The 24,352-nt window shown below is 60.8% G+C and carries 24 protein-coding genes; 11 read left to right on the top strand and 13 right to left on the bottom strand.

The genetic code is table 11. The annotated features are described in order from the left end of the window. Nucleotides 1-54: 54 nt before the first annotated feature. The 11 genes from ABGM93_RS04720 to ABGM93_RS04670 all read right to left on the bottom strand — a co-directional run bounded on the left by ABGM93_RS04720 (nt 55) and on the right by ABGM93_RS04670 (nt 10,599). Complete coding sequence (locus ABGM93_RS04720) at nt 55-816, bottom strand: 5-oxoprolinase subunit PxpA (protein ID WP_321336905.1); 762 nt, start codon at nt 814-816, stop codon at nt 55-57. Beyond that, nucleotides 813-1,814 (bottom strand): biotin-dependent carboxyltransferase family protein, encoded by a 1,002-nt coding sequence (locus ABGM93_RS04715; RefSeq protein WP_321503939.1) that lies wholly within the window; start codon nt 1,812-1,814, stop codon nt 813-815. The genes ABGM93_RS04720 and ABGM93_RS04715 overlap by 4 nt, the downstream gene beginning before the upstream one ends. Continuing rightward, the gene (gene pxpB, locus ABGM93_RS04710) at nt 1,811-2,467 is read right to left on the bottom strand and encodes a 5-oxoprolinase subunit PxpB (RefSeq protein ID WP_321503938.1); all 657 of its coding nucleotides are present in this window, start codon (nt 2,465-2,467) and stop codon (nt 1,811-1,813) included. The genes ABGM93_RS04715 and pxpB overlap by 4 nt, the downstream gene beginning before the upstream one ends. A gap of 14 nt (nt 2,468-2,481) precedes the next feature. Next, on the bottom strand, nt 2,482-3,108 hold the full coding sequence (locus ABGM93_RS04705; RefSeq protein ID WP_321503937.1) for an RraA family protein: 627 nt from the start codon (nt 3,106-3,108) through the stop codon (nt 2,482-2,484). Nucleotides 3,109-3,168: 60 nt separating this feature from the next. Next, on the bottom strand, nt 3,169-4,377 hold the full coding sequence (locus ABGM93_RS04700) for a pyridoxal phosphate-dependent aminotransferase (protein ID WP_321503936.1): 1,209 nt from the start codon (nt 4,375-4,377) through the stop codon (nt 3,169-3,171). 114 nt (nt 4,378-4,491) lie between these two features. After that, nucleotides 4,492-5,400, bottom strand: coding sequence for a LysR family transcriptional regulator (locus ABGM93_RS04695; protein ID WP_321503935.1), 909 nt, complete (start codon nt 5,398-5,400; stop codon nt 4,492-4,494). A gap of 110 nt (nt 5,401-5,510) precedes the next feature. Next, nucleotides 5,511-6,392 (bottom strand): sugar ABC transporter permease, encoded by an 882-nt coding sequence (locus tag ABGM93_RS04690; RefSeq protein WP_319773747.1) that lies wholly within the window; start codon nt 6,390-6,392, stop codon nt 5,511-5,513. An 80-nt stretch (nt 6,393-6,472) separates the two neighbouring features. Then, nucleotides 6,473-7,732 (bottom strand): extracellular solute-binding protein, encoded by a 1,260-nt coding sequence (locus ABGM93_RS04685; RefSeq protein ID WP_321503934.1) that lies wholly within the window; start codon nt 7,730-7,732, stop codon nt 6,473-6,475. A gap of 59 nt (nt 7,733-7,791) precedes the next feature. Further along, nucleotides 7,792-8,589: a carbohydrate ABC transporter permease gene (locus ABGM93_RS04680; protein ID WP_321503933.1), complete on the bottom strand. Its 798-nt coding sequence runs from the start codon at nt 8,587-8,589 to the stop codon at nt 7,792-7,794. A 4-nt stretch (nt 8,590-8,593) separates the two neighbouring features. Next, nucleotides 8,594-9,706: an ABC transporter ATP-binding protein gene (locus ABGM93_RS04675; protein ID WP_321503932.1), complete on the bottom strand. Its 1,113-nt coding sequence runs from the start codon at nt 9,704-9,706 to the stop codon at nt 8,594-8,596. Nucleotides 9,707-9,798: 92 nt separating this feature from the next. Next, a complete protein-coding gene (locus tag ABGM93_RS04670; protein ID WP_321505744.1) occupies nt 9,799-10,599 on the bottom strand; it encodes an SDR family NAD(P)-dependent oxidoreductase in 801 nt (266 codons plus the stop codon). Nucleotides 10,600-10,790: 191 nt separating this feature from the next. On the opposite strand from ABGM93_RS04670, the gene ABGM93_RS04665 reads away from it, so the two are divergent. The 4 genes from ABGM93_RS04665 to ABGM93_RS04650 all read left to right on the top strand — a co-directional run bounded on the left by ABGM93_RS04665 (nt 10,791) and on the right by ABGM93_RS04650 (nt 14,705). After that, nucleotides 10,791-11,606 (top strand): DeoR/GlpR family DNA-binding transcription regulator, encoded by an 816-nt coding sequence (locus tag ABGM93_RS04665; protein ID WP_321503931.1) that lies wholly within the window; start codon nt 10,791-10,793, stop codon nt 11,604-11,606. A gap of 40 nt (nt 11,607-11,646) precedes the next feature. Continuing rightward, nucleotides 11,647-12,447 carry a BtpA/SgcQ family protein gene (locus ABGM93_RS04660; RefSeq protein WP_321503930.1) on the top strand — a complete coding sequence of 267 codons (801 nt, stop codon included), beginning with the start codon at nt 11,647-11,649 and terminating at the stop codon, nt 12,445-12,447. A 105-nt stretch (nt 12,448-12,552) separates the two neighbouring features. Next, nucleotides 12,553-14,037 (top strand): FGGY-family carbohydrate kinase, encoded by a 1,485-nt coding sequence (locus ABGM93_RS04655; RefSeq protein ID WP_321503929.1) that lies wholly within the window; start codon nt 12,553-12,555, stop codon nt 14,035-14,037. Beyond that, complete coding sequence (locus tag ABGM93_RS04650; protein WP_321503928.1) at nt 14,034-14,705, top strand: HAD family phosphatase; 672 nt, start codon at nt 14,034-14,036, stop codon at nt 14,703-14,705. Before ABGM93_RS04655 ends, ABGM93_RS04650 begins: the two co-directional genes overlap by 4 nt. 31 nt (nt 14,706-14,736) lie before the next feature. Here the strand turns inward: ABGM93_RS04650 and ABGM93_RS04645 are convergent, their stop codons facing one another. Then, on the bottom strand, nt 14,737-15,033 hold the full coding sequence (locus tag ABGM93_RS04645; protein WP_321503927.1) for a BA14K family protein: 297 nt from the start codon (nt 15,031-15,033) through the stop codon (nt 14,737-14,739). A 700-nt stretch (nt 15,034-15,733) separates the two neighbouring features. Here ABGM93_RS04645 and ABGM93_RS04640 point away from each other — a divergent pair. The 7 genes from ABGM93_RS04640 (at nt 15,734) to ABGM93_RS04610 (ending at nt 23,365) form a co-directional block, all read left to right on the top strand. After that, entirely contained in the window at nt 15,734-16,786 is a 1,053-nt protein-coding gene (locus ABGM93_RS04640; protein ID WP_321505742.1) for a septal ring lytic transglycosylase RlpA family protein, read from the top strand. A 141-nt stretch (nt 16,787-16,927) separates the two neighbouring features. Next, entirely contained in the window at nt 16,928-18,202 is a 1,275-nt protein-coding gene (locus ABGM93_RS04635) for a D-alanyl-D-alanine carboxypeptidase family protein (RefSeq protein ID WP_321503926.1), read from the top strand. A 55-nt stretch (nt 18,203-18,257) separates the two neighbouring features. Beyond that, complete coding sequence (gene tmk, locus ABGM93_RS04630; protein WP_319773736.1) at nt 18,258-18,938, top strand: dTMP kinase; 681 nt, start codon at nt 18,258-18,260, stop codon at nt 18,936-18,938. Nucleotides 18,939-18,956: 18 nt separating this feature from the next. Then, on the top strand, nt 18,957-20,033 hold the full coding sequence (locus ABGM93_RS04625; protein ID WP_321503925.1) for a DNA polymerase III subunit delta': 1,077 nt from the start codon (nt 18,957-18,959) through the stop codon (nt 20,031-20,033). A 125-nt stretch (nt 20,034-20,158) separates the two neighbouring features. Further along, nucleotides 20,159-21,724, top strand: a complete 1,566-nt coding sequence (metG, locus tag ABGM93_RS04620) for a methionine--tRNA ligase (RefSeq protein ID WP_321503924.1) — start codon at nt 20,159-20,161, stop codon at nt 21,722-21,724. Continuing rightward, on the top strand, nt 21,724-22,527 hold the full coding sequence (locus tag ABGM93_RS04615; RefSeq protein WP_321503923.1) for a TatD family hydrolase: 804 nt from the start codon (nt 21,724-21,726) through the stop codon (nt 22,525-22,527). Before metG ends, ABGM93_RS04615 begins: the two co-directional genes overlap by 1 nt. Before the next feature lie 19 nt (nt 22,528-22,546). Next, nucleotides 22,547-23,365, top strand: a complete 819-nt coding sequence (locus ABGM93_RS04610) for an MBL fold metallo-hydrolase (protein ID WP_321503922.1) — start codon at nt 22,547-22,549, stop codon at nt 23,363-23,365. A 44-nt stretch (nt 23,366-23,409) separates the two neighbouring features. On the opposite strand, the gene ABGM93_RS04605 is transcribed toward ABGM93_RS04610, so the two are convergent. Then, the gene (locus tag ABGM93_RS04605; protein ID WP_321503921.1) at nt 23,410-23,967 is read right to left on the bottom strand and encodes a TetR/AcrR family transcriptional regulator; all 558 of its coding nucleotides are present in this window, start codon (nt 23,965-23,967) and stop codon (nt 23,410-23,412) included. Nucleotides 23,968-24,352 lie beyond the last annotated feature (385 nt).

The following is a 24,352-nucleotide window of genomic DNA, read 5'->3' as shown; positions in this document are numbered from 1 at the left end:
GGTTCATCTCATCGGCTTGCACGATGAAACCGGGACGACCTTGCAGCTGTCAGATTATTTTGCGTAAGGCGCAATCGATTGTCCGGCATCCTCGATGCCGCCGCGGATCGCGTGTGCAAGATCAAGGGCGCCGGCGGTGTCGCTGTGAACGAGAATGGAATCGACCGGCATCTCCATTCGTTCTCCGCTCACGGTCGTGACGCGACCCGTGGTCAGAACCTCCGCCACCCGTTCGCGCACCGCGGCAGGCTCGTGAATGACAGCCCCCGGTGTGCCGCGCGTCGCCAACCGACCCGGCGCGGTGTAGCCTCGATCCGCGAGGAACGACCAGATCACCGTCAGCCCCTGCCGTTCGGCCTCGTGGGCCGCTTCGGTATCGGGCAGGCCAATGAACTTGAGTGCCGGATCATAGGCCTTGATCGCGCCGATTATGGTTCGTGCGACGTCCTTGTCGGCGAAGGAGAGGTTGCCGAGTGCGCCGTGAAAATTCGCATGATCGAGCGTCATGCCGCAGTGAGCTGCGATGGCGCCGAGTGCGCCGAGCTGCGAGATCACCATCAATTCCAGTTCGTGCAGCGACATCTTGAATGCGCGCCTGCCAAAACCTGCGATATCCGGATAACCGATGTGACCACCAACGCTCACGCCATTGGCTTGAGCAAGCTTCAGCGTGCGTTCCATCGTAACCGGATCTCCGGCATGACCTCCCGTAGCGATATTCGCTGACGTGACCAAGGGCATGAGTGCCGCGTCATCGGTAATCGCGTAGGGACCGAAGCCCTCGCCCAGATCGGAATTGACGTCGATGGATTTCATGAGCCGAAAGCCTCGTGGTCGTGGAAGGGGAGTTCACTGCGAGAGATTTTGCAAAACCGCGCAAGTGCCGTCAGGCGTTCTTCTGCCGCCATGCGGGCCGCGCGGGCCTCGTCGAGGGTGCAGAGCTCAAAGCGAACGTTTTCACCGAGCGGCACCTGGGTTGCCCGCGCAAAATCGACGTCGATGAGAGTGCCGAGTTTGGGGTAGCCGCCGCAAGTATTGGCCTCGCGCATCTGGATGAGCGGAAGGCCGGAAGGCGGAAGCTGAATGGTGCCGGGAAGGATCCCGTGGGAAAGGAGCTCACGGCGAACCGAGGGGACCAATTCCGGGCCTTCAAGCCGGGCCCCGACGCGATTGCTGTCGTAGGATACTGTCCAGTGCGTCGAGGTGAACCGCGACCGGTTGGCCTCATCCAGATCGTCCCATTCGGCTGCCGGAATGAACCGCAGCACCTGTGCATCGCAGGGGCAATCGAAAAGCTCGGGGAATGTGGCGTAATCGAGCGCATAGGGCGAGAAGCGGAAGGCAGAACTGCGGGACACGGGCTTCAGCCGATCTCCAGCCTGCAACATTCGCCCGTCGAGCCCGCCGAACCCTGCCTTCACGTCCGTGGCCCGAGACCCCAGGATCTCGGGCACATCGATGCCGCCGGCCAGCGCGAGATAGACCCGCATGCCGGTCTCACTGAACGCGCATCGCAAGTGTTGGCCCTTCTTGAGCGTCTGGCTCCACCACCGCGGGATCGCTTCATCATCGATGGATCGCGGTGCATCTGCGCCACCAACCGCGATGGTCACATCCTCGCGGGCCAGCACGTCGAAATCGCCATAGGTGAACTCGACAACCGCCGCATTTTCCGGATTGCCCAGCATCAGATTGACGATGCGCGCGCTATGGGCATCCATGACGCCCGCACAGCCCACACCAATACTGCGATAGCCGTTTCGCCCCAGGTCCTGGACGGACCCGAGCGGGCCCGGATTGAGGATCTCGATCACGTGAGGACCTCCACAGCGCGGAAGCGGATACGATCTCCCGGCGCAAGAAGCGCGGGGGGCTCCCCATGCGCATCGAATACCTTGAGAGCCGTGTGGCCGATAATGTGCCAGCCGCATGGCGACGTGCAGGAAAGAATGCCGGCCTGCGCCCCGCCAATGATGATGCTGCCCTCGACCACGCTGAGACGCGGCACGGCGCGGCGCGGGGTTGCCAGGCTTGGATCGAGCCCGCCCAGATAGCCGAGGCCCGGTTGGCTGCCCAGCGCGAAGACCGTGTATTCGGGGCATGTGTGGCGCTTAACCACCTCATCTACGCTTAGTCCGTGCGTTGCGGCAAGGTCCGCAAGATCCTCGCCCATCTCCCCGCCATAACTGACCGGCACCTCGATGAGGCGCCCGGCCGTATCCAACGGTTCGACCTGACGCCACATTGCGGCGAGCAATTCGCGGAACGCTGCGGGCGCGACATCCGGGGCAAGAACGACAAGGACGCTATGTACGCCGGGAACAGTCTCCACGACTTCGTGATGTCCGGCGAGATGCCGGGCCATCGCCCATATCCGTTTCTGGACATCGACATTCATCGGGCCTGCCACATCCAGCAGCAGCGCCCTTTCACCGATATGTGTAATGCGATGCTCGAATACAGACATGGCTCGGTCGTGTCTCACTTCGAATAGGAAGCGCCGGTGTAGGTGCCGTTCGCGATGGAAGCCAGGATCTCGGTTTCCTTCTCCTGCTGCTTGAGTGTGGCAGCCAGCAGGTCCTCGGCAATATCGGGCGAGAAGGCCACGATACCATCGGCATCGCCCACCACGATATCGCCGGGAGAAATGACGAGGCCGCCAATGCTGACCGGCACGTTCAGCTTGCCCGGACCGTTCTTGTAGGGACCAAGGTGGCTCACAGCGCGCGCAAAGACCGGGAAGTCGCTTTCCTTGAGGGCTTCAACATCCCGAATGGCTCCATCAAGCACCACGCCGCCAGCACCTTTGGAGCGCGCGATATTGGCCATGATCTCGCCGATGAGCGCACGATCCCGGTAGCCCTCGCCGTCGATCACCAGGATTTCGCCGGGCTGAACCTCTTCGAACGACTTGTAGATATAGACATTGTCACCCGGTGCCGTTCGCACCGTACGGGCAACGCCAGCCATGCGCGGGCCAGTGTAGAAGGGGCGCAACCCACGCACACCGACAGCCCGTTCCAGATTGTCGCTGATATTGGGAACCGGGCATTTCTGGAAAGCCGCAACAAGGGCTTCCAGGCTCATTTTTTCAGAAGACGTTGTCATGAAGCGCAAAGTCCTGGTGTTGGGGACGCCGCTTATGCGGCGCCTGGATAACGAGACCCCTCAAGCGGACAGTTTTGCCACCGCCGCAGCAATCGCCGTACACCCGGCGCGGATCGTGTCAGAGCCGGTTGCATAGGATATTCGCAGGAAGCCGGGCATCCCGTAGGAGGTGCCGTCCATCAGCGCGACGCTTGCCTCTTCCAGCAGGTAATTGACCAGATCGACATCACTCTCGATGGTCGTTCCATTGGGCGCTTTGCGGCCGATGAGAGCGCGCACGTCGGGGAAGATGTAAAACGCGCCGGCAGGCTTCGCACAGGCCACGCCCGCGATGTCATTCATCATCGAGACGACGAGATCTCGACGCGCGCGATAGAGCGATACCATCTCCGCCACAGGCGTCTGATCGCCCCGAAGCGCGGCAAGCGCCGCTGTCTGGGCAAAAGCTGTCGTACACGTCGTGGACTGGCCGATCAGCTTCACGATGGCCTTGATGAGATTGGCCGGGCCCGCCGCATAGCCGAGACGCCATCCGGTCATGGCATAGCCTTTGGACATGCCGTTCACGACAAGGCAGCGATCCTTAAGGCTCGGCGCAATGCCGACGGGCGAGTGATTGACCACACCGTCATAAACGATCTTCTCGTAGATCTCGTCGGTCATCACGGCCACATGCGGATGACGTTCCAGAACCGCGATGATGTCCTTCCACTGCTGTTCGCTCAAAACCGCACCAGAAGGGTTGGACGGCGAATTGATGATCAGCCAGCGGGTCTTCGGTGTGATCGACGCTTCCAGCGCGTCCGCACGCAGCAGGAAGCCATCCTCGGCGGGGCAGGGAACGATGACGGGCTCGCCACCGTTGAGACGCACCATATCGGGATAGCTCACCCAGTAGGGGGCGGGAATGATCACCTCATCGCCGGGTTCCAGCGTCGCCGACAGGGCCTCGGCGATGATCTGTTTCGCCCCAACGGCGACCACGATCTCGTCGGGGCTGTAGGTGCAGCCGTTCTCTCGCGCGAGTTTTTCGCAGATCGCCTTGCGCAGCTCCAGTTTGCCTGCAGAGCCCGTGTAATGGGTATCGCCGGAGCGCAGCGCTGCAACGCCGGCTTCAACGATCGCCTCAGGCGTATCAAGATCCGGCTCGCCAAGGGTGAAATCCAGGATCTTTCGACCCTGAGCCTCCAATTCGTTCACGCGCTGCTTCGCTGCGATGCTTGCAGACGGCTTGAGTGCCTGAACCTTCTTCGAAAGCGCGATCGCCATTTTGGAAAAACCTTGATGCCTGGGTCAGATGGGCAAAAAGGTAGGACGGGCTGATAGGTCCGAAAAAGAGATATTACCGACTGCCTTTGCATTCCCCGCGGGAATGAAGCGATTTCAGCTCAGCAAACCCTGGCTGAAATCGGCGCATTCCGACGAGATCTGAGCGACTTCCTGGATCAGCGAATGCGGCCGGTCCTCGCGATACATCGCAACATAGGGAACCGGCGGAAGGCTTTCCTCGATACGGATGACCTCAAGCTGCCCTGCGTCAACAAACGAACGGAAACAGGCTTCCGGCAGATAGCCGACCCCAAGCCCCGCCACGACAAGCCCGAGCAGGGCCGTCATGCTGTCGGATGTCAGCGCTTCGGTGACGGTCACACCCTGCGTATGCAGCCATTTGTTGAGCAGGATCCCCGACCCGGATTTGGTTCCCTGCATCAGGAGGGGCGTGCGGGACAGATCATGCAGAGAGCGGACTTCAGCCGGATCGATCAGGCCCGTCTTCGCCATCCAGACATTCTCGACCTCTGCCAGCGCCAGCGAAACATATTCCGGCATCCGGAAAGCCGCTGGCACAATGATCAGGTCGAGATTGTCATCTTCCAGAGCCGTGAAGAGCGTTCGGCTCATATCCACGGTCGGAGTGATTTTCAGCGTCGGATACCGTAAGCGCAGCCGGGCGACGAGCCGGGAAAGCCATGTCATGGCCGTAAGTTCCGTCACACCGAGGCGCAACAGGCGAGGGCGGCCGCCGTCGCTGAGCCGGACATCCGCGATCTGATCGTGCAGATTGAGCATCTTCTCTGCGATCGCAAGCAGCTCCTCGCCCTTTGCCGAAAGCCGCGCGCCGCGCTGGCTGCGATCAAAGATCTCGATGGAAGAGGCGCGTTCAAGCTCTTGTATTCGCTTGGAAACAGCCGATTGTGACGTCGCAAGCCGGGAAGCCGCGCGCTCGAACGTCCCAAGGCGCGCGATCCAGAAAAGGGTTTCAAGCTGCTTCAGTGTGATCTGCGTGTTCATGGTGCCCTGCATCTGTGATCAAGCATTCGCCAACAGCATGAGAAATGCATATTTTCCATGAAGTTTCGAGATGAAACATGCCACACGCGGTCGGTTTGGATGCCCGACGCTCAGTCCTTGCGTTCCAGCATCAGGAAGAAGACCACGGTGATTGCCAACACAATGAGGAGCAGGACGAATGCGGCCGCGTTGCCTTCGTTAAGCGACAGCCCCTGAAAAGCGCGCTTGTAGGCGAAGAACGAAAGCAGTTCTGTGGAGACACCGGGCCCGCCCTTGGTCAACACGTAGATCAGATCGTATGTGCGGAATTCGTTGATCAGTTGAATGATGATTGCGATCGCCGAAATGGGTCTGAGCAGCGGCAGGGTGATGTACCAGAACTGTTGGAACGGGGAGGCGCCATCGACCTCCGCGGCCTCGTAAGGGTCCTTGGGAAGGGAGGCAAGGCCAGCCGAAAGCAAGAGAACGACGAATGAGGTCTGTTGCCAGATATCGATCCCCACCATGGTGGAGAGCGCGATGCTGGAGCTTCCGAGCCAGTCCACCGCCGGCAGACCCATTCCCGTCAGCATCTGGTTCACGATGCCGAGATTCGGTTGCAGCAACATGCGCCAGATAAGCGCCACGGCGACCGGAGACATGGCCATGGGAAGCGTCAGAATGGCGAAATAGACCGGCTTCATCTTCAAGGTGCGCTGAAGCATGAGCGCGATCGCAAGTCCGATCACGAATTCGCCGACGACTGTGGCCACGGAATAGCGCACGGTCAGAAACAGCGAGTGCCAGAACAGGTCCTCGCTCATGATCTGAACGAAATTGGCAAGCCCCAGGAAGGGCGACAGGTTCGGCTTGAGCAACGTCATTGAAGAGACAGAGATCAAGAGCGCATAGACGAGCGGAAAGCCCATCGTGATGGCGAGTGCGGAAAGTCCGGGAGCGGCGAACGCCCAACCGGTACGCCTGCGTCGATCCATTGCACTGAAAAGGGCCATTCGCGCGCTCCTGGAGGATAGGGACAGCCCGGCCCCGAAAAGGGGCCGGGCAGCTTTTGCGTTGTCGGCGAACCGCAGACTTACTTTGCCAGCAATTCGTCGAGCCCCTTGGCGGCCGCTGTGATCGCGTCGCTGGTGGTCGCATCGCCACTCGCAGCCAGCGAAACCTGCGTGCCGAGCACGTCTTCATACTGCGCGGTATAGGTGAAGATCGGGAACGACCTGCCGCTCGCCACAACGCTCAGGCCTTTGCTGTAGAACGGGTATTTGGCCAGAACGCCTTCATCCTCGAAGACATCGGACCGGACCGGCGCATGGCCCTCCATTGCGCGCTTGACGGCGATTTTCTTGCCCTGCACCCAGGTGATGAATTTCCAGGCGGCGTCCTTGGCTTCCGGCGAGACATTTCTCGGAATACCCCAGCCCCAGCCGCCGCTTTCGCCATGCCCGCCGGGCATCACGTCGAGCGCCAGCTTGCCGGCAACCGCCGGACAGGTTTCCGCATTGTCGAGCTGCGGCAGCATCCACCAGTAGGTGACCATGGAGAAGGCTTCGCCCGAGCACATCAGCCGCATCGTGTCGTCGAGCGTTGCGGAAAGGGCGCCAGTCTGCGCGGCGTTCTTGATGGCGTCCACGTAGAGATCAAGGGCGGCGACACCCGCATCGCTGTTCAGGGCCACCTTGCCCTCGGCGTCGAGATATGCGCCACCGGCGGAGAACAGGTAGTTGGAGAACTCCATGGAGTTGGGATCGCCGCGCTGGCCCTGCATGGCGGACCCTGCGACACCGGCATGGCCCTTCATGAACTTGGCCAGCTCGACATATTCCGCGAGCGACCCGGGCATCTCAAGCTTCTTCCCATAAGCCTTGGCGAGCTTTTCGTCGGCCAGCAGATCGGTGCGATAGATCACGCCCATGGAGTAGTTGTACATCGGCAGGATCGGCATGGTCTCTTCGGTGGCGCCCAGCAGATCCAGCATGGATGGGATAAAGGGTTTCAGGTCAAAGCCCGTCTTTTCCGCGTAGGGACGCAGATCTTCCAGCCAACCGGCGGCCGGGAACTCGCCCGCCCACAGGAAGTCGACGGAAAGGACGTTGTAGTAGCTCTCTCCGGAGACAAGCTGCGCGACGAGCTTGTCGTGCATGTCGCCATAGCCGACCTTCTCGAATTCCACCTCGATACCGGTTTCCTTGGTGAATTCCGGCAGGAGCGCCTCGATGATGGAGGTTTCCGGCACGTCCTCCATCAAGGCATGCAGCGTGACGCCTTCGGCATGGGAAATGGTGGTTGATGCGAGCAGTGCGGCGATGAGTGTGCCGGTATATTTGTATTTGGTCATGCGGGCTTGCCTCTCTGGAATTGGACATACACAGCGAGGGCCTTTGCGGCCCAAATCGGCTATTTTACGCTGCCGAATGAGAGCCCCTGGACCAGGTAGCGCTGGATGAAGCGCGAGGCGATCATCAGGGGAAGAATGGCGAGCGACACCCCGGCCGAGACCTTGGCGATTTCCACGCCGTTGGATGTCTGAAGCGATGCGAGAGCCACGGGCACGGTTGCCGTGCGCGGACCGCCGAGGATCAGGGCGACGAGGAATTCGTTCCACGACAGAATGAACCCGAGCACCGCGGCGGCGGCTATTCCGGGTGCCGCGACCGGCAACACGATGCGCCAGAACGCGCCCCACGCGGAGGCTCCGTCGGTCATCGCGGCACCTTCAAGATCGCGCGGAACGGCCTCGAAGAAGCCCATCAGGATCCATGTCAGGAACGGAAGGTTGAGCGCGGCATAGACCAGCATCAAACCGGGGAGGGAGTTGGTCAGCCCGATTGCGCGGTAAAACATGAAGGTCGGAAGGGCCAGCGCCACGGGCGGGAGCATCTGGGTGGCCAGGACGGTGAACCGCCCGGCAGCTCCACTGGTCTTGAAGCGGGCAAAGGCATATCCCGTGGTACAGGCCAGAGGCAGCGCCATGAGGACGGACCCACAGGCGACGAGGACGGAATTCAGATAGTTGATGCCGAAACGTTTGGTGGTGAAGAGCGCCACATAATTGTCGAAGGTCAGGTCGGGAAAGACCTGCGAGCTGTAGGACATATGCTCGGGAACGAGACTGGTTCTGAAGACCCAGAGGATCGGCAACAGCACAACGGTACAGAAAAATATCAGGCCGATGTGTGAGACGATCTTGCGCATGGGCCTAGTCCTTTCGCCCGTACGGGCGGGGATAGGCGCGCGTGGTTTCTTCATCGAAGAGATGAAGCTGCGCAGGATTGGCGTAAAGCGTAATCCTTCCCCCCACGGTTGGCAGGAAGTGCCGCCCCAATCGAGCGGTGAACTCCTGCCCTTCGACATTGAAGACGAGGATGTTCTCCGTCCCCAGTGCTTCGACAGCCACGATTTCTGCCTCAAAGGCCACATGGCCCGTCGCAGGCTCGGAATGGATATCCTCCGGCCGCAATCCGAGCAGGAGCCTTCGCCCCTGGGCCGGTTCGAAAGCAGCCCTCTGCGCGTCTGTCAGCGGAAAGCGGCCCAGGAGCGACGAGATCCGTGCGCCTTCGTCATCGATATGAAGCGTGGCCTTCAGCATATTCATGGCCGGTGAGGCGAGAAACTGCGCAACGAATGTATCAACCGGCTGGGCATAGACATCGAGCGGCTTGCCAACCTGAACCAGATGCCCGTCACGCATGATGCAGATCCGGTCGCCCATGGTCATGGCTTCCACCTGATCATGGGTGACAAAGACCGTTGTGCGCCCAAGACGGCGATGAAGCTTGATCAGCTCCAGACGCATCTCCGCGCGTAGCTTGGCGTCGAGGTTGGATAGCGGCTCATCCATGAGAAAGACGTCGGGCTCGCGGACCATCGCGCGTCCCAGCGCCACGCGCTGCCGTTGCCCGCCGGAAAGAGCGGCCGGTTTGCGGTTGAGATAGGGCGTCAGCCCAAGGATCTCGCTCACGTCTTCAATACGGGCATGACGCTTGCCGCTTTCCACACCGCGCATTTTCAGCCCGAACTCCATGTTCTGGCGCACGGTCATGTGGGGATAGAGCGCATAGCTTTGAAAGACGACGGCAACATTGCGATCGCGCGGCGCGGTCCGCGTCATGTCCTTGCCACCGATAAGGATCTTGCCGCTGGTCACGTCCTCAAGCCCTGCGATCATCCGCAATGTCGTGGATTTGCCGCATCCGGACGGCCCGAGGAAGATCATGAACTCCCCTTCCTCGATCGTCAGATCCACATCCCGGACCCCGTAGACATTGGGTCCGAAAGCCTTGGTGATCGCTTGCAGTTGAATGCTCGCCATACGCCTATCCGGTTGGCTGATCGCCGCGTGGTTCATGTGAGATTAAACAAACACAAACGAACAGTACAGATCAGGAATCGAACAAAGTTAGATCAGGTCATGTAGATTCCGCCGGTCACATTGATCGCCTGGCCGGTCATGAAACGCGCCGCGCCCGAGCACAGGAAAACGACGACGCCCGCGACGTCCTCCGCCGTTTCAATCCGCCCGAGAGGGGTCTGGGCAACATAGTCTTCCATCACCGCGTCCGGCGTCATGCCGCGAAGCTCGGCTTCCCATTGGATTTCACGGTCTTGCATGGATGTCTTGACGAGACCCGGACACACCGCATTCACGCGAATACCCTTCGGCGCGAGCTCCCTGGCGAGGCCTTGCGTCCAGCCGACCACGGCGAACTTGCTGGCGGAATAGTGCGCCAGAAGAGGCGCACCAACCTTGGCCGCAAGCGATGCCGTGTTGGAGATCACACCGGAGCCTTGCTCCAAAAAATGGCGGGCCGCCCACTGGTTGCATAGAAAGACGCCACGTGCGTTGACGTCCATATTGAAGTCCCAGTCATCGTCGGTCAGATCGATCGCGCGGGCCATCGTCGAGACGCCGGCATTCGCCACCAGAATATCGAGCCCGCCCATTTTCTCCCGCGCCGCTGTGAAGGCAGCATCGACGGACGCTCGTTCGCGCACGTCTATCGCTTGCGAAAAATGGGCGCCGGGCAGGGCGGCTGCTGAAGTCGCCGCTGCGTCCGCGTTCAGATCGGCAATGGTGACCGTCACACCCTGTGCTGCCAGGGCGCGTGAGATCGCGAAGCCGATGCCGACCGCGCCGCCGGTCACAATCGCCTTCTTGCCTTTGAGGTCAGGGTAAGATTGCTCTGGAAGATCGGTAGGGGTCATCGGTCGCTCCTTTGACGTATAGGAGAACAAAACCGCACACAAAAAACAACATAAATGTTTGATTTGAAGATTGGTTGAATGTAGCTTTGCAATGAAGCGGCTTGCTTGGCGCGCAGCCCTGTCTGCGGACCTGTTACGGCCGTCCCGTCCATATGACGTCATGCCCGGCAACGCGGCACAGGAAATTCGCGATGAGCATTACGGAAAAGACCCGTAGCCCTGCACAAGTGAGAATGAACGAGATTCTCAAGCGTCTGCACGAGGGCGGTGCGATCACCGTGGCTGAGATCGCGCGCGATTTTGGCATCTCCGACATGACGGTACGTCGGGATCTGAGCGAGCTTGAAAAGGAAGGCCTTCTGGAACGCGTCCACGGCGGCGCCATCCCTCCGGCGGGCGGGCCGCTGCGCGTGATTGACGATGTGGAGCCGACCTTCAAGGCCCGGCTCGACCACAATGTCGACATCAAGACCCGTATCGCGAGGAAGGCGGTTGAGGTCATCGCGCCCTTCCGCACCATCGCAATGGATGTGGGAACGAGCACATTGCTGGTTGCGCAGATACTGGCCAGGTCGGCGGAGCATCTGCATCGCAAGCGGGTCTTTACCAACAGCCTCCGTATCGCCGAGACCCTCGCGGAAACCGTGGCCGAGGTCTATGTGCCCGGCGGTCGCGTCCGTGGCGACGAGATGTCCATGACCGGCCCGGCCGCTGTGGAGCAGTTTTCCAGATATCGTTATGACGTGGCCGTTCTCGGCACCGCTGGCATGACCGTGGAAGGCTTCTTCGACTACTCGCTTGAGGAAGTGGAGTTGAAGCGGGTCTATCTGGATCGCGCCGCGCATCGCGTCGTGCTTTGCGATTCCTCGAAGTTCCGTCGCATGTCCACCGCCCACGTCGCTTCGCTTCAAGAGGCGAACGTCCTCATCACGGATGCGCCCCCTCCAACCGATATCGCCTCGGCGCTGGCCTTGGCCAAAGTCGACGTTCAGATCGCAAGCCTTTGAGATTGCACGATCGTCAGCGCTCACCCATCAGGAGTAATCGATGATTTTCGACTTTTTCGGCGACAAGAAAAAAGCCGTCATCGCCATGGCGCATATTGGTGCACTGCCGGGTTCGCCGCTCTATGACCCCAAGCGCGGGATGGACGGCCTGATCGAGGACGTCGCCGCCGACGTGGAAAAGCTGCAGGCCGGTGGCGTGGACGCCATCATGTTCGGCAACGAGAACGACCGTCCCTATGTGTTCAAGGGAAGTCCGGAGAGCATCGCCGCCATGACGTCGGTGGTCATGGCCATCAAGCCGTTGCTCAAGGTGCCCTTCGGCGTGAACTACCTGTGGGATCCGATGAGTTCGATCGCAATCGGATCGGTCACGGGCGCGAATTTCGTGCGTGAGATCTTCACCGGTGTCTTCGCCTCCGACATGGGCATCTGGGAGCCCGATTGCGCCTCTGCCGCGCGTCTGCGTGCCAATCTCGGCCGCCAGTCGATGAAGATGCTCTTCAACATCAACGCCGAATTCGCCCATTCGCTTGATCAACGCCCCATCGAACTCCGCGCCAGAAGCGCGGTTTTCTCGTCCCTGGCGGATGCGGTTCTCGTCTCCGGTCCAATCACCGGCCAGCCCGCCGACCAGTCGGACCTGCGCAAGGTCTGCGAAACGGTGACCGACGTGCCGGTCTTCGCGAATACCGGCGTGAACATCGACAATGTGGCCGATGTCATGTCGGTTGCCAGCGGGTGCGTGATCGGCACCCATTTCAAGGTCGGCGGAAACACCTGGAACGCGGTGGACGCCGACCGCGTCAAGCGTTTCATGGATAAGGTCGAAACGCTGCGCTAGCCGGGACAAGGCCGGAGCGCGACGCCAAACGCGATCCGGCCCCGCCGTCTTCGGGTGGAGCGCCCGAAGACGGCCTTGGTCCTGCAGCATCAATGGAGACGGTCCATGACGCTCGTCCTTGGTCTCGATATCGGCACGACTTCAACGATCGGAATTCTGATTGAACTTCCGAACAAGGTTCTGGCGACAGCATCGCGCCCCGTCACGCTGCATTCGCCTCATGCCGGATGGGCTGAGGAAGATCCGCAGCAGTGGTGGGCCAATGTCTGCGAGATCGTGCCCGATCTGCTGGGGCAAAGCGGCCAGGCAGGGAATGAGATCGTAGCGATCGGCGTCTCCGGCATGCTCCCGGCTGTCGTGCTGCTCGACAAGGAGGACCGGCTGATTCGCCCGTCCATCCAGCAAAGCGACGGGCGGTGCGGCGTCGAAGTCGATGAGATGCGTCGGGAGATTGATGAGGCCTCATTTCTCAAGCGGGCAGGCAACGGGGTCAACCAGCAGCTCGTCGGGGCGAAGATGCGCTGGATCAAGCGCCATGAGCCTGAAAACTATGCAAGGGTCGCGACCGTTTTCGGGTCCTATGACTTCATCAACTGGCGCCTGACCGGCTCAAAGGCCATCGAACAGAACTGGGCGCTCGAAGCCGGTCTGGTCGATGTGAAGAGCGGTGTGCTCGATCCGGAGCTGGCCCGCATGACCGGGGTGCCAGAGACCGCGCTTCCTCCGATGATCGGCTCCCACTGCATCCTGGGCAAGGTAACGCCCGAGGCAGCGGCTGCGACCGGGCTGGCCGAGGCCACACCCGTTGTGGGCGGCGCAGCCGACATGATCGCTTCCGCGCTTGGTGCGGGGGTCACCAAGGCCGGCGACGTTCTCCTGAAGTTCGGCGGTGCGGTGGATATCCTGACCGCCACCGACCGGGTCATTCCCGATGCCCGGCTCTATCTCGATTACCATCTCGTGCCCGGTCTGTTCATGCCGAATGGCTGCATGTCCACCGGCGGCTCGGTGTTGAACTGGTTCGTGAAGACCTTTGCGACCAACGTGGATACCGGGCGCTCATCCATCCACGCATGGCTGGATGAACGGGCAGCAGAAAAGCTCGCCGGATCCGATGACCTGCTTGTCCTGCCCTATTTTCTGGGTGAAAAGACCCCGCTGCACGATCCCTTCGCCCGCGGCGTCATAGAAGGGCTCACGCTCTCGCATGACATTGGCCACTTGTGGCGCGCGGTTCTGGAGGCCTATGCCTACGCATTGCGCCACCATGTGGAGGTACTGCGGGACATCGGGCATCCGGCGGAACGTTTCATCGTTTCCGATGGGGGCTCCCAGTCGTCGGTCTGGATGGGGATTGTCGCCGACGTCATGGGCGCGCCGGTCCACAGGCTCGGTGGTCATCCCGGCTCTTGTCTCGGCGCAGCCTGGACCGCGGCCGTCGGGGTTGGGCTGGCGGAGTGGGAGGGAATTTCCGCTTTCGTCAGTGATGCGGGCACGATAGAGCCGAATGCCGTGCATCGCGATGCCTATGAACGCGGGTATGCCCGCTTCCGTGAACTCTATAGTCGGCTGCAGGGATTTCACATTTGAACGAGAGAGATTTGCAGGCTGTCGCCTGGGATGTCGATGGCACACTGATCGATAGCGAACCGCTGCACCATGAGGCTCTGATTGCCATCAGCGCACGTTATGGCGTCGACCTCACGAACGAACCGGAAGAACGGTTTCGCGGCGTCCACATGTCGGATGTCTGGCGCGCTTTGAGCGAGGAATATCCGCAAGACCTGACGTTGGAAGCCTGGAACGACCAGATCACCGATTATTACGTCCAGAAGGCTGACGATTTGCGGCCCATTCCCGGTGCGGTGGAGACCGTTCGCAGGCTCGCAGATATGGGGGTGCCTCAGGTCTGTGTCTCTAACTCCTCCCGTCGCATCATTGACAGCAACATCCGCAGCCTGGGGATCCAGAACTGCCTCGCAGGCTCGGTCAGCCTGTCGGATGTCACGCGCGGCAAGCCAAATCCGGAGCCCTATGTGCGTGGCGTGGGCCTTCTGGGGCTTCCGGCAAATTCCGTGCTTGCGATCGAGGATTCCGCAACGGGAGCATTGTCGGCGCGACGCGCGCGCCTTGCGGTCGGCTTCTACAATCCTCGCCCCGGCTCCATTCGGGCGTTTGACTATGTGGACTACGAGATAATCGATCTCTCAGCCATTCCGGACATGCCGTTTTTCGCCGAACGATCAAGGGCGCGATGAGCCGCCATGGCTTGCGGTGCGAACGGCGCGATCAACGGCAGAACATGCGACCACCGGAAGCATCCAGGACATAGCCCGTGCGCGGGTCAAAACGGCGGTAGCGCGTGAGGCAGTAGTCGTACCATGCCTCGCTCCACGGAATGGGGCCGCGATAGCTGTGAGCAAACGGAGCGATCTGGAGCGGATAGGAATAATCCGGCGGGGCGGGGCGCGAGCCGACATAGTAGTTCGGTTCGCCGTATCCCGCATATCCGGGCCCATGGGGCCCGGGATAGGGAGCGGCGCCGGGCTCGCCCGCCATGGCAGACAACGAAAGGGCCAGTGCCATCGCGAGGCTTGAAAATCTGGCGAAAGCCGTCAGTAAAAAGCACGGCAAAGAAACGGAGTGTCCGCCGGAACAGGTTTTCAACATCCAGATTGCCTCGGAAGATGTCTTGCGCTTGCGACCACAAATCGGAGCGATTGGGGGCAACGATACGCTCCGAGCGACTGTGTGACCAGATCCCTGTCAAAGCGTTTGAATATCTGCAAGAGGGCCAAGTGTGTTGTTTGTCCGCAATAATGGCACAAAGAAACGTCCAATCAGCACCTTATTCCCACTGCCATCACATCTTCGTCACGTTTTTGCCTTGGTTGACATATTCCGTGCACGAGACGTGTAGCCCATTGTCTTGAACATCGGTGCGTGACGACTTGCGACAAGTCATTGCGTCCGGATGCCAAACTGGACTATGGGAGGCTACACAAATCGGGGATTGTCGGAAAAGTCGGATGAATTCAGGACTTAGCCGTCGGTTAAGACATCGGCACGATAATATGCGTTGGAGTTTGTGGGGACGGCTCCGCGTCGATGTTGCCACCGTTGGGGGAACGGTGTCGGGGAAGGTCGTGCGTGTTTTGCACGGATCCCAGATCGCGATCCTGACGTCCCTCGGCCGACAGAGTGTATCGAGTATGACGGCATGACGGATGTAACCAACGCCTTGACCGGTGGTCTTGACGGGCACGCAACAGTCGGGACGTCGGCCATGCGCCGGTTCTTGACCTGCGCTGTTCTGGTCGCGACCTGTGTTTCCATCGCCGCTTGCGGCACCACTCCGACGACGAAAAACAAGTTTGAGCCCAAGAAATACGGCGTGAAGGGAAGCCCGCGCGTCGTCTCGAAGGGCAGTTCCGTTCCCAAGGGGGGCGGGCGCTATGTTGTCGGCAAGCCCTACAAGATCGCGGGCAAGTGGTATCGTCCGAAGGTGGAGCCTGATTACGACAAGGTCGGCCTCGCCTCATGGTATGGCCCAACCTTTCATGGCCGCATGACCGCCAATGGCGAGATTTTCGACAAGAATGCTCTGACGGCCGCCCATCCGACCATGCCGCTCCCGTCTTATGCGCGCGTCACGAACGTCAAGAATGGTCGCTCGATGATCGTGCGCGTGAATGATCGTGGCCCATTTCATGGAAACCGCGTGATCGACCTGTCCAGCAAGGTCGCCGACATGCTCGACTTCAAGTCGAACGGCACGGCAAAGGTTCGCGTCCAGTATGTCGGTCGCGCCCGAATGGATGGGCTTGATCACTCCTATCTTGTTGCTTCCTATCGCGGGCCGGGTTCGGTCGCTCCGGGCGGAACGCGTCCGGGCACGATGATCGCCATGGCCCCGCCCGCAGGCCTCGTCGGCCCCGCACCGGTGCCGCGTGAACGCCCGCTTCTGTCCTCAGATGGCAGCTTCAGCGTCGCCTTCGATCCCGCTCAGTCCTATGAGACGTCGACAAAGGCCATCACGGTCGCCTCGAACAGCGGGCCCTACGGCACCGCCGGCGCCTTTGAACCGCGTGTGGAGAGCGGATCCCAAACGCTCGGCTATCTTCCGGCCAGCTCTGTTGGGGCATCCTCCGCCACCTATCAGCCCGCTGCCTACCGGCCCACGACGTCCTATGAACCGGCCAGCAGAGGCATCCTTCCTCCGGTTCCCGTCAGCTTGAAGAGCTCGTTTGCGGCCGAGAAGCGAATCGATGCGGCTTATGGCGCGCTCGCAGAAATCGGCGGCGGCGTTTCGCTCACCCGGATCTCCTCGTCAAACTGACATCCGGGGCGCGAATTATCGGAAGCGACGTCAGTTTTCGCATGAATTCGCTGTAAAATAGGCGGGCGGGCGATTAAATCGCGGCCCGCTCTTTCCTTTTCGGGTTTAAGCCAATTGCCAACCGCTGGCTGGCAGCCGATCATGTTAACCAAACTCCGCGCCATGACGGCGCGCTGTTCGAAGGCGCTTTTGTGCGTCTGCTTCAGAGGACCGATCATGATGACGGGGTACGGCATTGCCAAAAACTGGACGGCAGCCGTTACGCATGGTCTCAGGCACGCGGGGCTAAGCCTTGCCTGCATCGTCCTGTTTCTGGCAGCTGGCGCTGCACAGGCGGCGATGGAGACCAAGGCCAAGCACGCGATCCTCTATGACATGTCCAATGGCACCGTGCTGTTTGAAAAAGCAGCTGACGTCCCGTTTGAGCCGGGCTCTCTCGCCAAGCTGATGACCCTGGACATGATCTTTGAGGCGCTCGATGAGGGCTCCGTCACCATGGAGACGACCTATCCGGTCTCCGAGTTTGCGTGGCGGACCGGTGGTGCGCCGGCGCGCACGACGACCATGTTCGCCGCGCTGAAGTCAGAGGTCCCGGTCTCGGCTCTCATCCGCGGGATCATCGTCCAGAACGCGAATGACGCCTGCATCATTTCCGCCGAAGGGTCCGCGGGCTCCGAAGCCGCTTTTGCAAAGCGCATGACCGCGCGGGCGCGCGAACTCGGCATGACGCAATCACAATTTGCAAATTCGACCGGGTTGCCCGGATCAACCACCCGGATGAGCGCGCGCGATGTGTCCATTCTCGCCGAGCATCTGATCCGGGATCATCCGCAGCTTTATAAGATCTTCTCCGAAGAAGCCTTCACCTGGAACAACATCTATCAGCGCAATCGCATGGCGCTCTATGGCCACTCCATCGGCATTGATGGCCTGAAGGACGGCTTCGCAGAAGGGGCGGGGCACTCGCTTGTTTCCTCGACCACACAGGATGGCCGTCGCCTGATTGCTGTTGTCTCCGGACTTCCCGATGCGGATCAGCGAGACGCCGCCATTCTCTCGCTTCTGCGTTATGGCTATGAGGAATTCCAGACAGTCAGGCTGTTTGATGCCAACGAGACGGTCGCCGAGGCCCGTGTCTTTGGTGGCGCCAAGGGATATGTGCCGCTTGTCTCCTATGTTCCCGTCAGCATGACGCTGCCGAGTGATGGGCGCGAAGCCTACCGCATGCGCGTCGCCTACACAGGGCCGATACCGGCTCCGGTCAAGAAGGGGCTGAAGATCGGCGAGGTGCGACTTTACAAGGACAAGACACTCGTCCACACGGCGCCGCTTTTCACCGGGGAGGAGATTGCTGTCGGTCGCCTGGATCAACGTGCGGTGGATGGCGCACGTGAACTCTTGTTCGGCTGGTGGTAACCGATCCTTTCAGCCCGTATAAAGACGGAACGGTCGGGAACCAAGGAAGCGGCAAGTGCGAGGACAGTTCATCACCTTCGAAGGTGGCGAGGGCGCGGGCAAATCAACCCAGATAAAGCGTCTGGCCGACTACTTGCGCCAGTGCGGCGTCAAAGTGGTGACAACGCGCGAGCCGGGTGGCTCGACCGGCGCGGAGGCCGTGCGCCATGTTCTTCTGTCAGGTGCCGCCGAAGCCCTTGGTCCCGAAGCCGAGGCGATCCTGTTTGCGGCCGCGCGCGCCGATCATGTGGCCCAGACGATCGAACCGGCTCTTGCCGAGGGAACATGGGTCCTGTGCGACCGCTTCATCGATTCCACGCGCGTCTATCAGGGCGAGAGCGGCGTTGAGCCTGCCATGCTCGAAAAGCTCGAAGATGTGGCCGTAGGGCGTGTCATTCCCGACCTCACGATCATTGTCGATGTGCCGCCGAAACTGGGCCTTGCGCGCATCGCCGGTCGTGACGAAGCCTCCGGTGGGGCGGAAAAGGATCGTTTCGAGCGCGAGGCGCTGGAGGTTCATACCAGCCGCCGCAAGAGATTTCTCGACATCGCGGAGCGCGAACCGGAGCGTTGCGTGGTGATTGACGGATCGCGCAGGCAGGATCTCGTCGCAACTGACATCGTCGAGACGGTAGAAGGGCGCCTTGGCCCGGTGGCCGACAGCGTATCGGCCCCACGCGGCAAGAAAGCACGCTGACGAGAGAGACCCTGTTTCATGGCCGCAACCGCCAGCACCGATCAGGTGCCCGAATTCGACCGCATCGACGGCTTGCCGCTGCCACGCGAGCAAATGCGGCTTGTCGGCCACCGCGAGGCGGAGATGACGCTTCTCGATGCCTATCGCTCTCAGCGGTTGCATCATGCTTGGTTGGTCGGCGGGCCCAAAGGCATCGGCAAGGCGACCCTCGCCATGCGCATGGCGCGATTCGTCCTTTCCAATCCCGACCGCGACGCACCGCATCTTGCGCTCGCCACGGATCTTTCCGTGGACAGCGCAGACCCGGCTGTCCGCCGCATCCTTGCTGGCAGCCACGGCGACCTCTTGCATCTTCGTCGCCCCTGGGATGAAAAGGGGAAACGCTTCAAGTCGTTCCTGACGGTGGACGAGGTCCGGCGCACGGTGTCCTTTTTCGGATCCACCTCGTCTTACGGCGGCTGGCGTGTGTGTATCGTCGATGCTGCCGACGACATGAATGCAAGTGCAGCCAACGCCTTGCTGAAAATTCTTGAAGAACCGCCTGAGAAATGCCTGTTCTTCGTGCTCACCCATTCCCCAGGTCGGCTGTTGCCCACGATCCGCTCTCGCTGCCGTCGGCTTGATCTGAAACCGCTCACCGTGGACGAGATCGTTCAGGGGCTTGAGATGTTCGCTCGGGCGGGCGAGGAGGCGCGCCATGCCGCAGCCCTCGCGGATGGATCTCTGCGCCGAGCGATCCAGTTGCTGGATGCGGGCGGCATCGAGGTCGCCAACGGTATGGATCGGCTCATCGGCCAGCTTCCCAAACCGGATCTGCGCCAGATTCACCGTTTCGCGGATGTCGTGAGTGACCGAAAGAACGAGGAATCCTACCGCATTTTCCTCGATTTGCTGCGCGACTGGCTCGACCGGCGTGTTCGTGACGATGCGGCCGCGGGGCTGCCTCCCGCCGTGCTTGTCAGGTGGAGCGAGGTGTGGGAAAAGACCACCCGGGCCGCGACGCTCGCCGATGCGCTCAATCTGGACCGCAAGCAGGTGGTTCTGGATGCCTTTCAGGCGCTTGGCGAGGCGGCGCGCGAAAGACCTGCCGCTTGAGAGAGAATTGATCAGCCGGCCATTTACGTTGAAAGAACCGGGATACGGACGGCGCCGCGCCTGCAATGCCGTTCGGCCTGGGTTTTGAGCGATGTTCATGACCCGCCGCGCATGACAGGAATTCCATGACCGACACGACGCCGTTCTACATCACCACCGCCATTTCCTATCCCAATGGTGTGCCCCATATCGGCCACGCCTATGAAGCCATCGCGACCGATGCGATCGCCCGCTTCATGGCGCTTGATGGCCGTGATGTCTATTTTCTGACGGGTACGGACGAGCACGGTCAGAAGATGCATCAGACCGCCGCCCGCGAGGGTATGCCGGTGCGCGAGCTTGCCGACCGCAATGCGGGCCGGTTCAAGGAGATGGTGGCGGCGCTCGGGTGCTCCAACAATGATTTCATCCGCACGACCGAGCCGCGCCACCATGCCGCCAGCCAGGCAATCTGGCAGCGCATGCTGGAAAATGGCGACATCTACAAGGACAGTTATTCCGGCTGGTACTCGGTGCGCGACGAAGCCTATTACCAGGAAGGCGAGACCGAGCTTCGCGAGGACGGTGTCCGCTACGGCCCGCAAGGCACGCCGGTGGAGTGGGTGGAGGAGGAGAGCTATTTCTTCCGTCTCTCCGCCTATCAGGATCGCCTTCTGGCGCACTATGAAGCAAATCCGGATTTCATTGGCCCGTCGGAACGCCGTAACGAGGTCGTGAGCTTCGTGAAGGGGGGGCTGAAGGACCTTTCCATTTCACGCACCACTTTCGACTGGGGCATCCCGGTGCCGGGCGACCCGAAGCACGTGATGTATGTGTGGGTTGATGCGCTCACCAACTACATCACCGCGCTCGGCTATCCCGATGAGAGCGATCCGAAGTGGCAGAAATTCTGGCCGGCCAATCTTCATGTGATCGGCAAGGACATCGTCCGCTTCCACGCCGTCTACTGGCCCGCCTTCCTGATGTCGGCGGGCATCGCGACCCCGCATCGCGTCTTCGCGCACGGTTTCCTCTTCAACCGCGGAGAGAAGATGTCGAAGTCGGTCGGCAACGTGATCGACCCGTTCTCGCTGATCGAACATTATGGCCTTGATCAGCTCCGCTTCTTCCTGCTGCGTGAAGTGCCCTTTGGCCAGGACGGCAATTACAGCCACGATGCCATCGTCAATCGCACGAACGCGGACCTGGCGAATGATCTGGGCAATCTCGCGCAACGCTCATTGTCGATGATCGGCAAGAACCTTGGCGGTGTGCTGCCGGAGCCCGGCGAATTCTCCGCGGCCGACAAGGAGATGCTCACACAGGCTGATGCGCTGCTGGAGACATGCCGCAAGGCCATGGAGAAGCAGGAGATCCATCAGGCTCTGGCAGCCGTCTGGTCCGTGGTCGCGGAAGCCAACCGCTATTTCGCCTCCCAGGAGCCCTGGGCCCTGAAAAAGACCGACCCGGCTCGTATGGGCACGGTCCTCTATGTGACGGCGGAAATCGTCCGACAGGTGACGATCCTGGCCCAGCCGGTCATGCCGACCTCCTGTTCCAAGCTGCTCGACCTTCTTGCTCTTGACGAGGGCGCGCGCAGCTTTGCCTCTCTTGGAGAGACCGGGCGTCTCAAGCCGGGCGTTTCGCTTCCCAAGCCGTCGGGCGTCTTTCCGCGCTACGTCGAAGAAGCGAAGGAAGAGGGCACGGCGTAATGGTCGTCGACAGCCATTGCCATCTCGATTTTCCCGATTTCGACGCGGAGCGGGACGAGGTCATCGCACGCGCCAACGCGGCCGGGGTCGAGACCATGGTCACGATCTCCACGCGGGTGGCGCAGTTCGAGAAAATCCGCCCCATTGCGGAAACCTATGACTGCGTGTGGTGCTCTGTCGGCACCCACCCGCACAATGCGGACCAGGAACTCGATATCACCGCCGACGATCTCGTCGCGCTTGCCGAAGGCCATCCCAAGGTGGTGGCCATTGGCGAGGCGGGGCTCGACTATTTCTACGACAAGGCCCCGCGCGACGCGCAGGCCGAAGGCTTCCGCCGCCATATCGAGGCTGCCCGGCGCACGCAGTTGCCGCTGGTCATTCATGCGCGCGATGCCGATGACGACATGATCGCCATTTTGAGCGAGGAAATGGGCCGCGGATTCTTCCCCGCGATCCTGCATTGCTTCTCCTCTGGCCGGGATCTGGCCATGAAGGGCGTGGAGCTCGGGCTTCACATCTCGTTTTCGGGCATCCTGACATTCAAGAAATCGGAAGAAATCCGCGCCGTCGCGGCGGATATCCCGACCGATCGTCTGCTGGTGGAAACGGATTCGCCCTATCTCGCCCCCATGCCGAACCGTGGAAAGCGCAACGAGCCGTCTTTTGTGGTGAACACCGCAAGGGTGCTCGCCGAGGTTCACGGCGTCCCTTACGAGGAAATGGCGAAGATCACGACAGAGAATTTCTACCGTCTCTTCGCCAAGGTCGATCGCAGCAAGGCGGCTGTTCAGGGAACGTGAGCGTGCTGGAGTGGCGGGTATGACATCGCGTTATCGTTTCACCATCCTTGGATGCGGCTCGTCAGGTGGCGTGCCGCGCATTGGCAATGACTGGGGACATTGCGATCCCTCCCAGCCGCGCAATCGCCGCCGCCGGTGTTCTCTGGTGGTGGAGCGTATCGCAGCCGATGGTGGGCGCACGCAGGTTCTCATCGATACCGGCCCGGATATGCGTCAGCAGCTTATCGATGCCGATGTCGGAAATCTGGATGCGGTGCTCTACACCCATGCCCATGCCGACCACATCCACGGCATCGACGACCTGCGCCAGATCGCGATTCACAATCGCTCGCGTGTGCCTGTCTTTATGGATGAGACGACCGCCGAGCGCGCGCATGCGGCCTTTGGCTATTGCTTTACGACACCGCCCGGTTCCGGCTATCCGCCCATCCTGGAGGAAGCACGTCTGACGCCCGGCGAGCCGGTCACAATCGTTGGGGAAGGGGGGCCTATCACCGCCTTGCCCATCGCGGTCAACCACGGCGAGATCAACGCCCTCGGTTTCCGGATCGCTGGTCTTGCCTACATGCCGGATGTCAAAGCAATCCCGGAGGAAAGCGTGTCAGCGCTGGAAGGACTGGATGTCTGGATCCTCGACGCCTTGCGTCCGCGCACCCATCCCAGCCATTTCTCGCTCGATGACGCGCTTGACTGGCTTGAGCGCATGAAGCCCGCGCGCGGGATCCTTACCAATATGCATGTCGATCTGGACTACGACACATTGGTTGAGACCTTGCCGCAGGGCATCGAACCCGCCCATGACGGCATGGTGATCGAATATCCGGCTCCCAAGGCCTAGGCGGCGCGGGCAGGGCGGAAAGCGGCTTTGCCGAAAGCTCCGGTTCAGGACTTTCCAGAACCATAGCCGTTCAGGAAAATATCAACCGCCAGATCGACGGTCTTTTCAATCTCGGCCTCTTCGACAGTGTTGATCATCCCGAACATCCTGCGCTTCACAAGGCTGGCAACACAGAGCTCGAAGAAATGCTCGGCCGCGCGGACGGTGTCGCAGGATTTGAGCTTGCCGGCGGCGACACAGGTATCGAGATAGGCCCCGAGGCGTATCGCGCCCTGAACCGGACCTGCCTCATAGAGGAGGCGACCGAATTGGGGGAATTTCTCCGCCGCCCCCAGAACCATTCGCAAGGTCGCGATCTTGTCTTGTGAGACCATCAACCGGACGTAACGACGCCCCAGTGACTTCAGGTCTGTGACCATATCCGGGTGTTCGGTGTTGAATTTGAGGAGGGACTCAGCCTGGGTGTGGCGGTCGGCCAGAATGAGCGCCTCAAATAGCGCTTCCTTGCTTTCGAAATAGACATAGAGGGTCCCCTTGGAGACATTGGCCTCGCGCGCAATGGTCTCCATGCTCGCGCCGTCAAAGCCCTTCGCGCGGAACACAGTGCGCGCTCCCTCCAGAATCTGGCGGCACTTTGCATTGTCTTGCGGTGCAAGAGGGGCCTGCGTTTCCTTCGCACCACGAAGGTGCGCCGCTTTTTTTTCTGCCTTATCCATAACGCTCATGTTTGTATTGCCATCAGCTTTCTGGGCATTCATGCCGAAACACATGCCACTTCATTATATTCTTTTAGCGCCCTTCGGTCGATCATTCGGGATTGGCTGCGACCGAAGGGAGGCTTGACACCCGCAGTCCGTAATTCACATCTCCCTTGCATCGGGAATGCGCGGCAAAAGTCTTATATCCTATTGTATATAAAGACTTATTCGTTAGGTGTGCCGTACACGTGACTGAGTGCCTTTTCTGCCGTATCTGAGATGGTTTCGC

It is taken from the genome of Breoghania sp., from assembly GCF_963674635.1.
Taxonomy (GTDB): domain Bacteria; phylum Pseudomonadota; class Alphaproteobacteria; order Rhizobiales; family Stappiaceae; genus Breoghania.
This window is presented reverse-complemented; position numbering and strand designations above follow the sequence as displayed.

What these genes read in the sequence shown, in the direction of transcription:
- ABGM93_RS04720 (WP_321336905.1), bottom strand. Translation starts at nt 816, where the DNA reads ATGAAATCCATCGACGTCAATTCCGATCTGGGCGAGGGCTTCGGTCCC.
- pxpB (WP_321503938.1), bottom strand. Translation starts at nt 2,467, where the DNA reads ATGTCTGTATTCGAGCATCGCATTACACATATCGGTGAAAGGGCGCTG.
- ABGM93_RS04705 (WP_321503937.1), bottom strand. Translation starts at nt 3,108, where the DNA reads ATGACAACGTCTTCTGAAAAAATGAGCCTGGAAGCCCTTGTTGCGGCT.
- ABGM93_RS04700 (WP_321503936.1), bottom strand. Translation starts at nt 4,377, where the DNA reads ATGGCGATCGCGCTTTCGAAGAAGGTTCAGGCACTCAAGCCGTCTGCA.
- ABGM93_RS04695 (WP_321503935.1), bottom strand. Translation starts at nt 5,400, where the DNA reads ATGAACACGCAGATCACACTGAAGCAGCTTGAAACCCTTTTCTGGATC.
- ABGM93_RS04690 (WP_319773747.1), bottom strand. Translation starts at nt 6,392, where the DNA reads ATGGCCCTTTTCAGTGCAATGGATCGACGCAGGCGTACCGGTTGGGCG.
- ABGM93_RS04685 (WP_321503934.1), bottom strand. Translation starts at nt 7,732, where the DNA reads ATGACCAAATACAAATATACCGGCACACTCATCGCCGCACTGCTCGCA.
- ABGM93_RS04680 (WP_321503933.1), bottom strand. Translation starts at nt 8,589, where the DNA reads ATGCGCAAGATCGTCTCACACATCGGCCTGATATTTTTCTGTACCGTT.
- ABGM93_RS04675 (WP_321503932.1), bottom strand. Translation starts at nt 9,706, where the DNA reads ATGGCGAGCATTCAACTGCAAGCGATCACCAAGGCTTTCGGACCCAAT.
- ABGM93_RS04670 (WP_321505744.1), bottom strand. Translation starts at nt 10,599, where the DNA reads ATGACCCCTACCGATCTTCCAGAGCAATCTTACCCTGACCTCAAAGGC.
- ABGM93_RS04665 (WP_321503931.1), top strand. Translation starts at nt 10,791, where the DNA reads ATGAGCATTACGGAAAAGACCCGTAGCCCTGCACAAGTGAGAATGAAC.
- ABGM93_RS04660 (WP_321503930.1), top strand. Translation starts at nt 11,647, where the DNA reads ATGATTTTCGACTTTTTCGGCGACAAGAAAAAAGCCGTCATCGCCATG.
- ABGM93_RS04655 (WP_321503929.1), top strand. Translation starts at nt 12,553, where the DNA reads ATGACGCTCGTCCTTGGTCTCGATATCGGCACGACTTCAACGATCGGA.
- ABGM93_RS04645 (WP_321503927.1), bottom strand. Translation starts at nt 15,033, where the DNA reads ATGGCACTGGCCCTTTCGTTGTCTGCCATGGCGGGCGAGCCCGGCGCC.
- ABGM93_RS04640 (WP_321505742.1), top strand. Translation starts at nt 15,734, where the DNA reads ATGCGCCGGTTCTTGACCTGCGCTGTTCTGGTCGCGACCTGTGTTTCC.
- ABGM93_RS04635 (WP_321503926.1), top strand. Translation starts at nt 16,928, where the DNA reads ATGTTAACCAAACTCCGCGCCATGACGGCGCGCTGTTCGAAGGCGCTT.
- ABGM93_RS04625 (WP_321503925.1), top strand. Translation starts at nt 18,957, where the DNA reads ATGGCCGCAACCGCCAGCACCGATCAGGTGCCCGAATTCGACCGCATC.
- metG (WP_321503924.1), top strand. Translation starts at nt 20,159, where the DNA reads ATGACCGACACGACGCCGTTCTACATCACCACCGCCATTTCCTATCCC.
- ABGM93_RS04615 (WP_321503923.1), top strand. Translation starts at nt 21,724, where the DNA reads ATGGTCGTCGACAGCCATTGCCATCTCGATTTTCCCGATTTCGACGCG.
- ABGM93_RS04610 (WP_321503922.1), top strand. Translation starts at nt 22,547, where the DNA reads ATGACATCGCGTTATCGTTTCACCATCCTTGGATGCGGCTCGTCAGGT.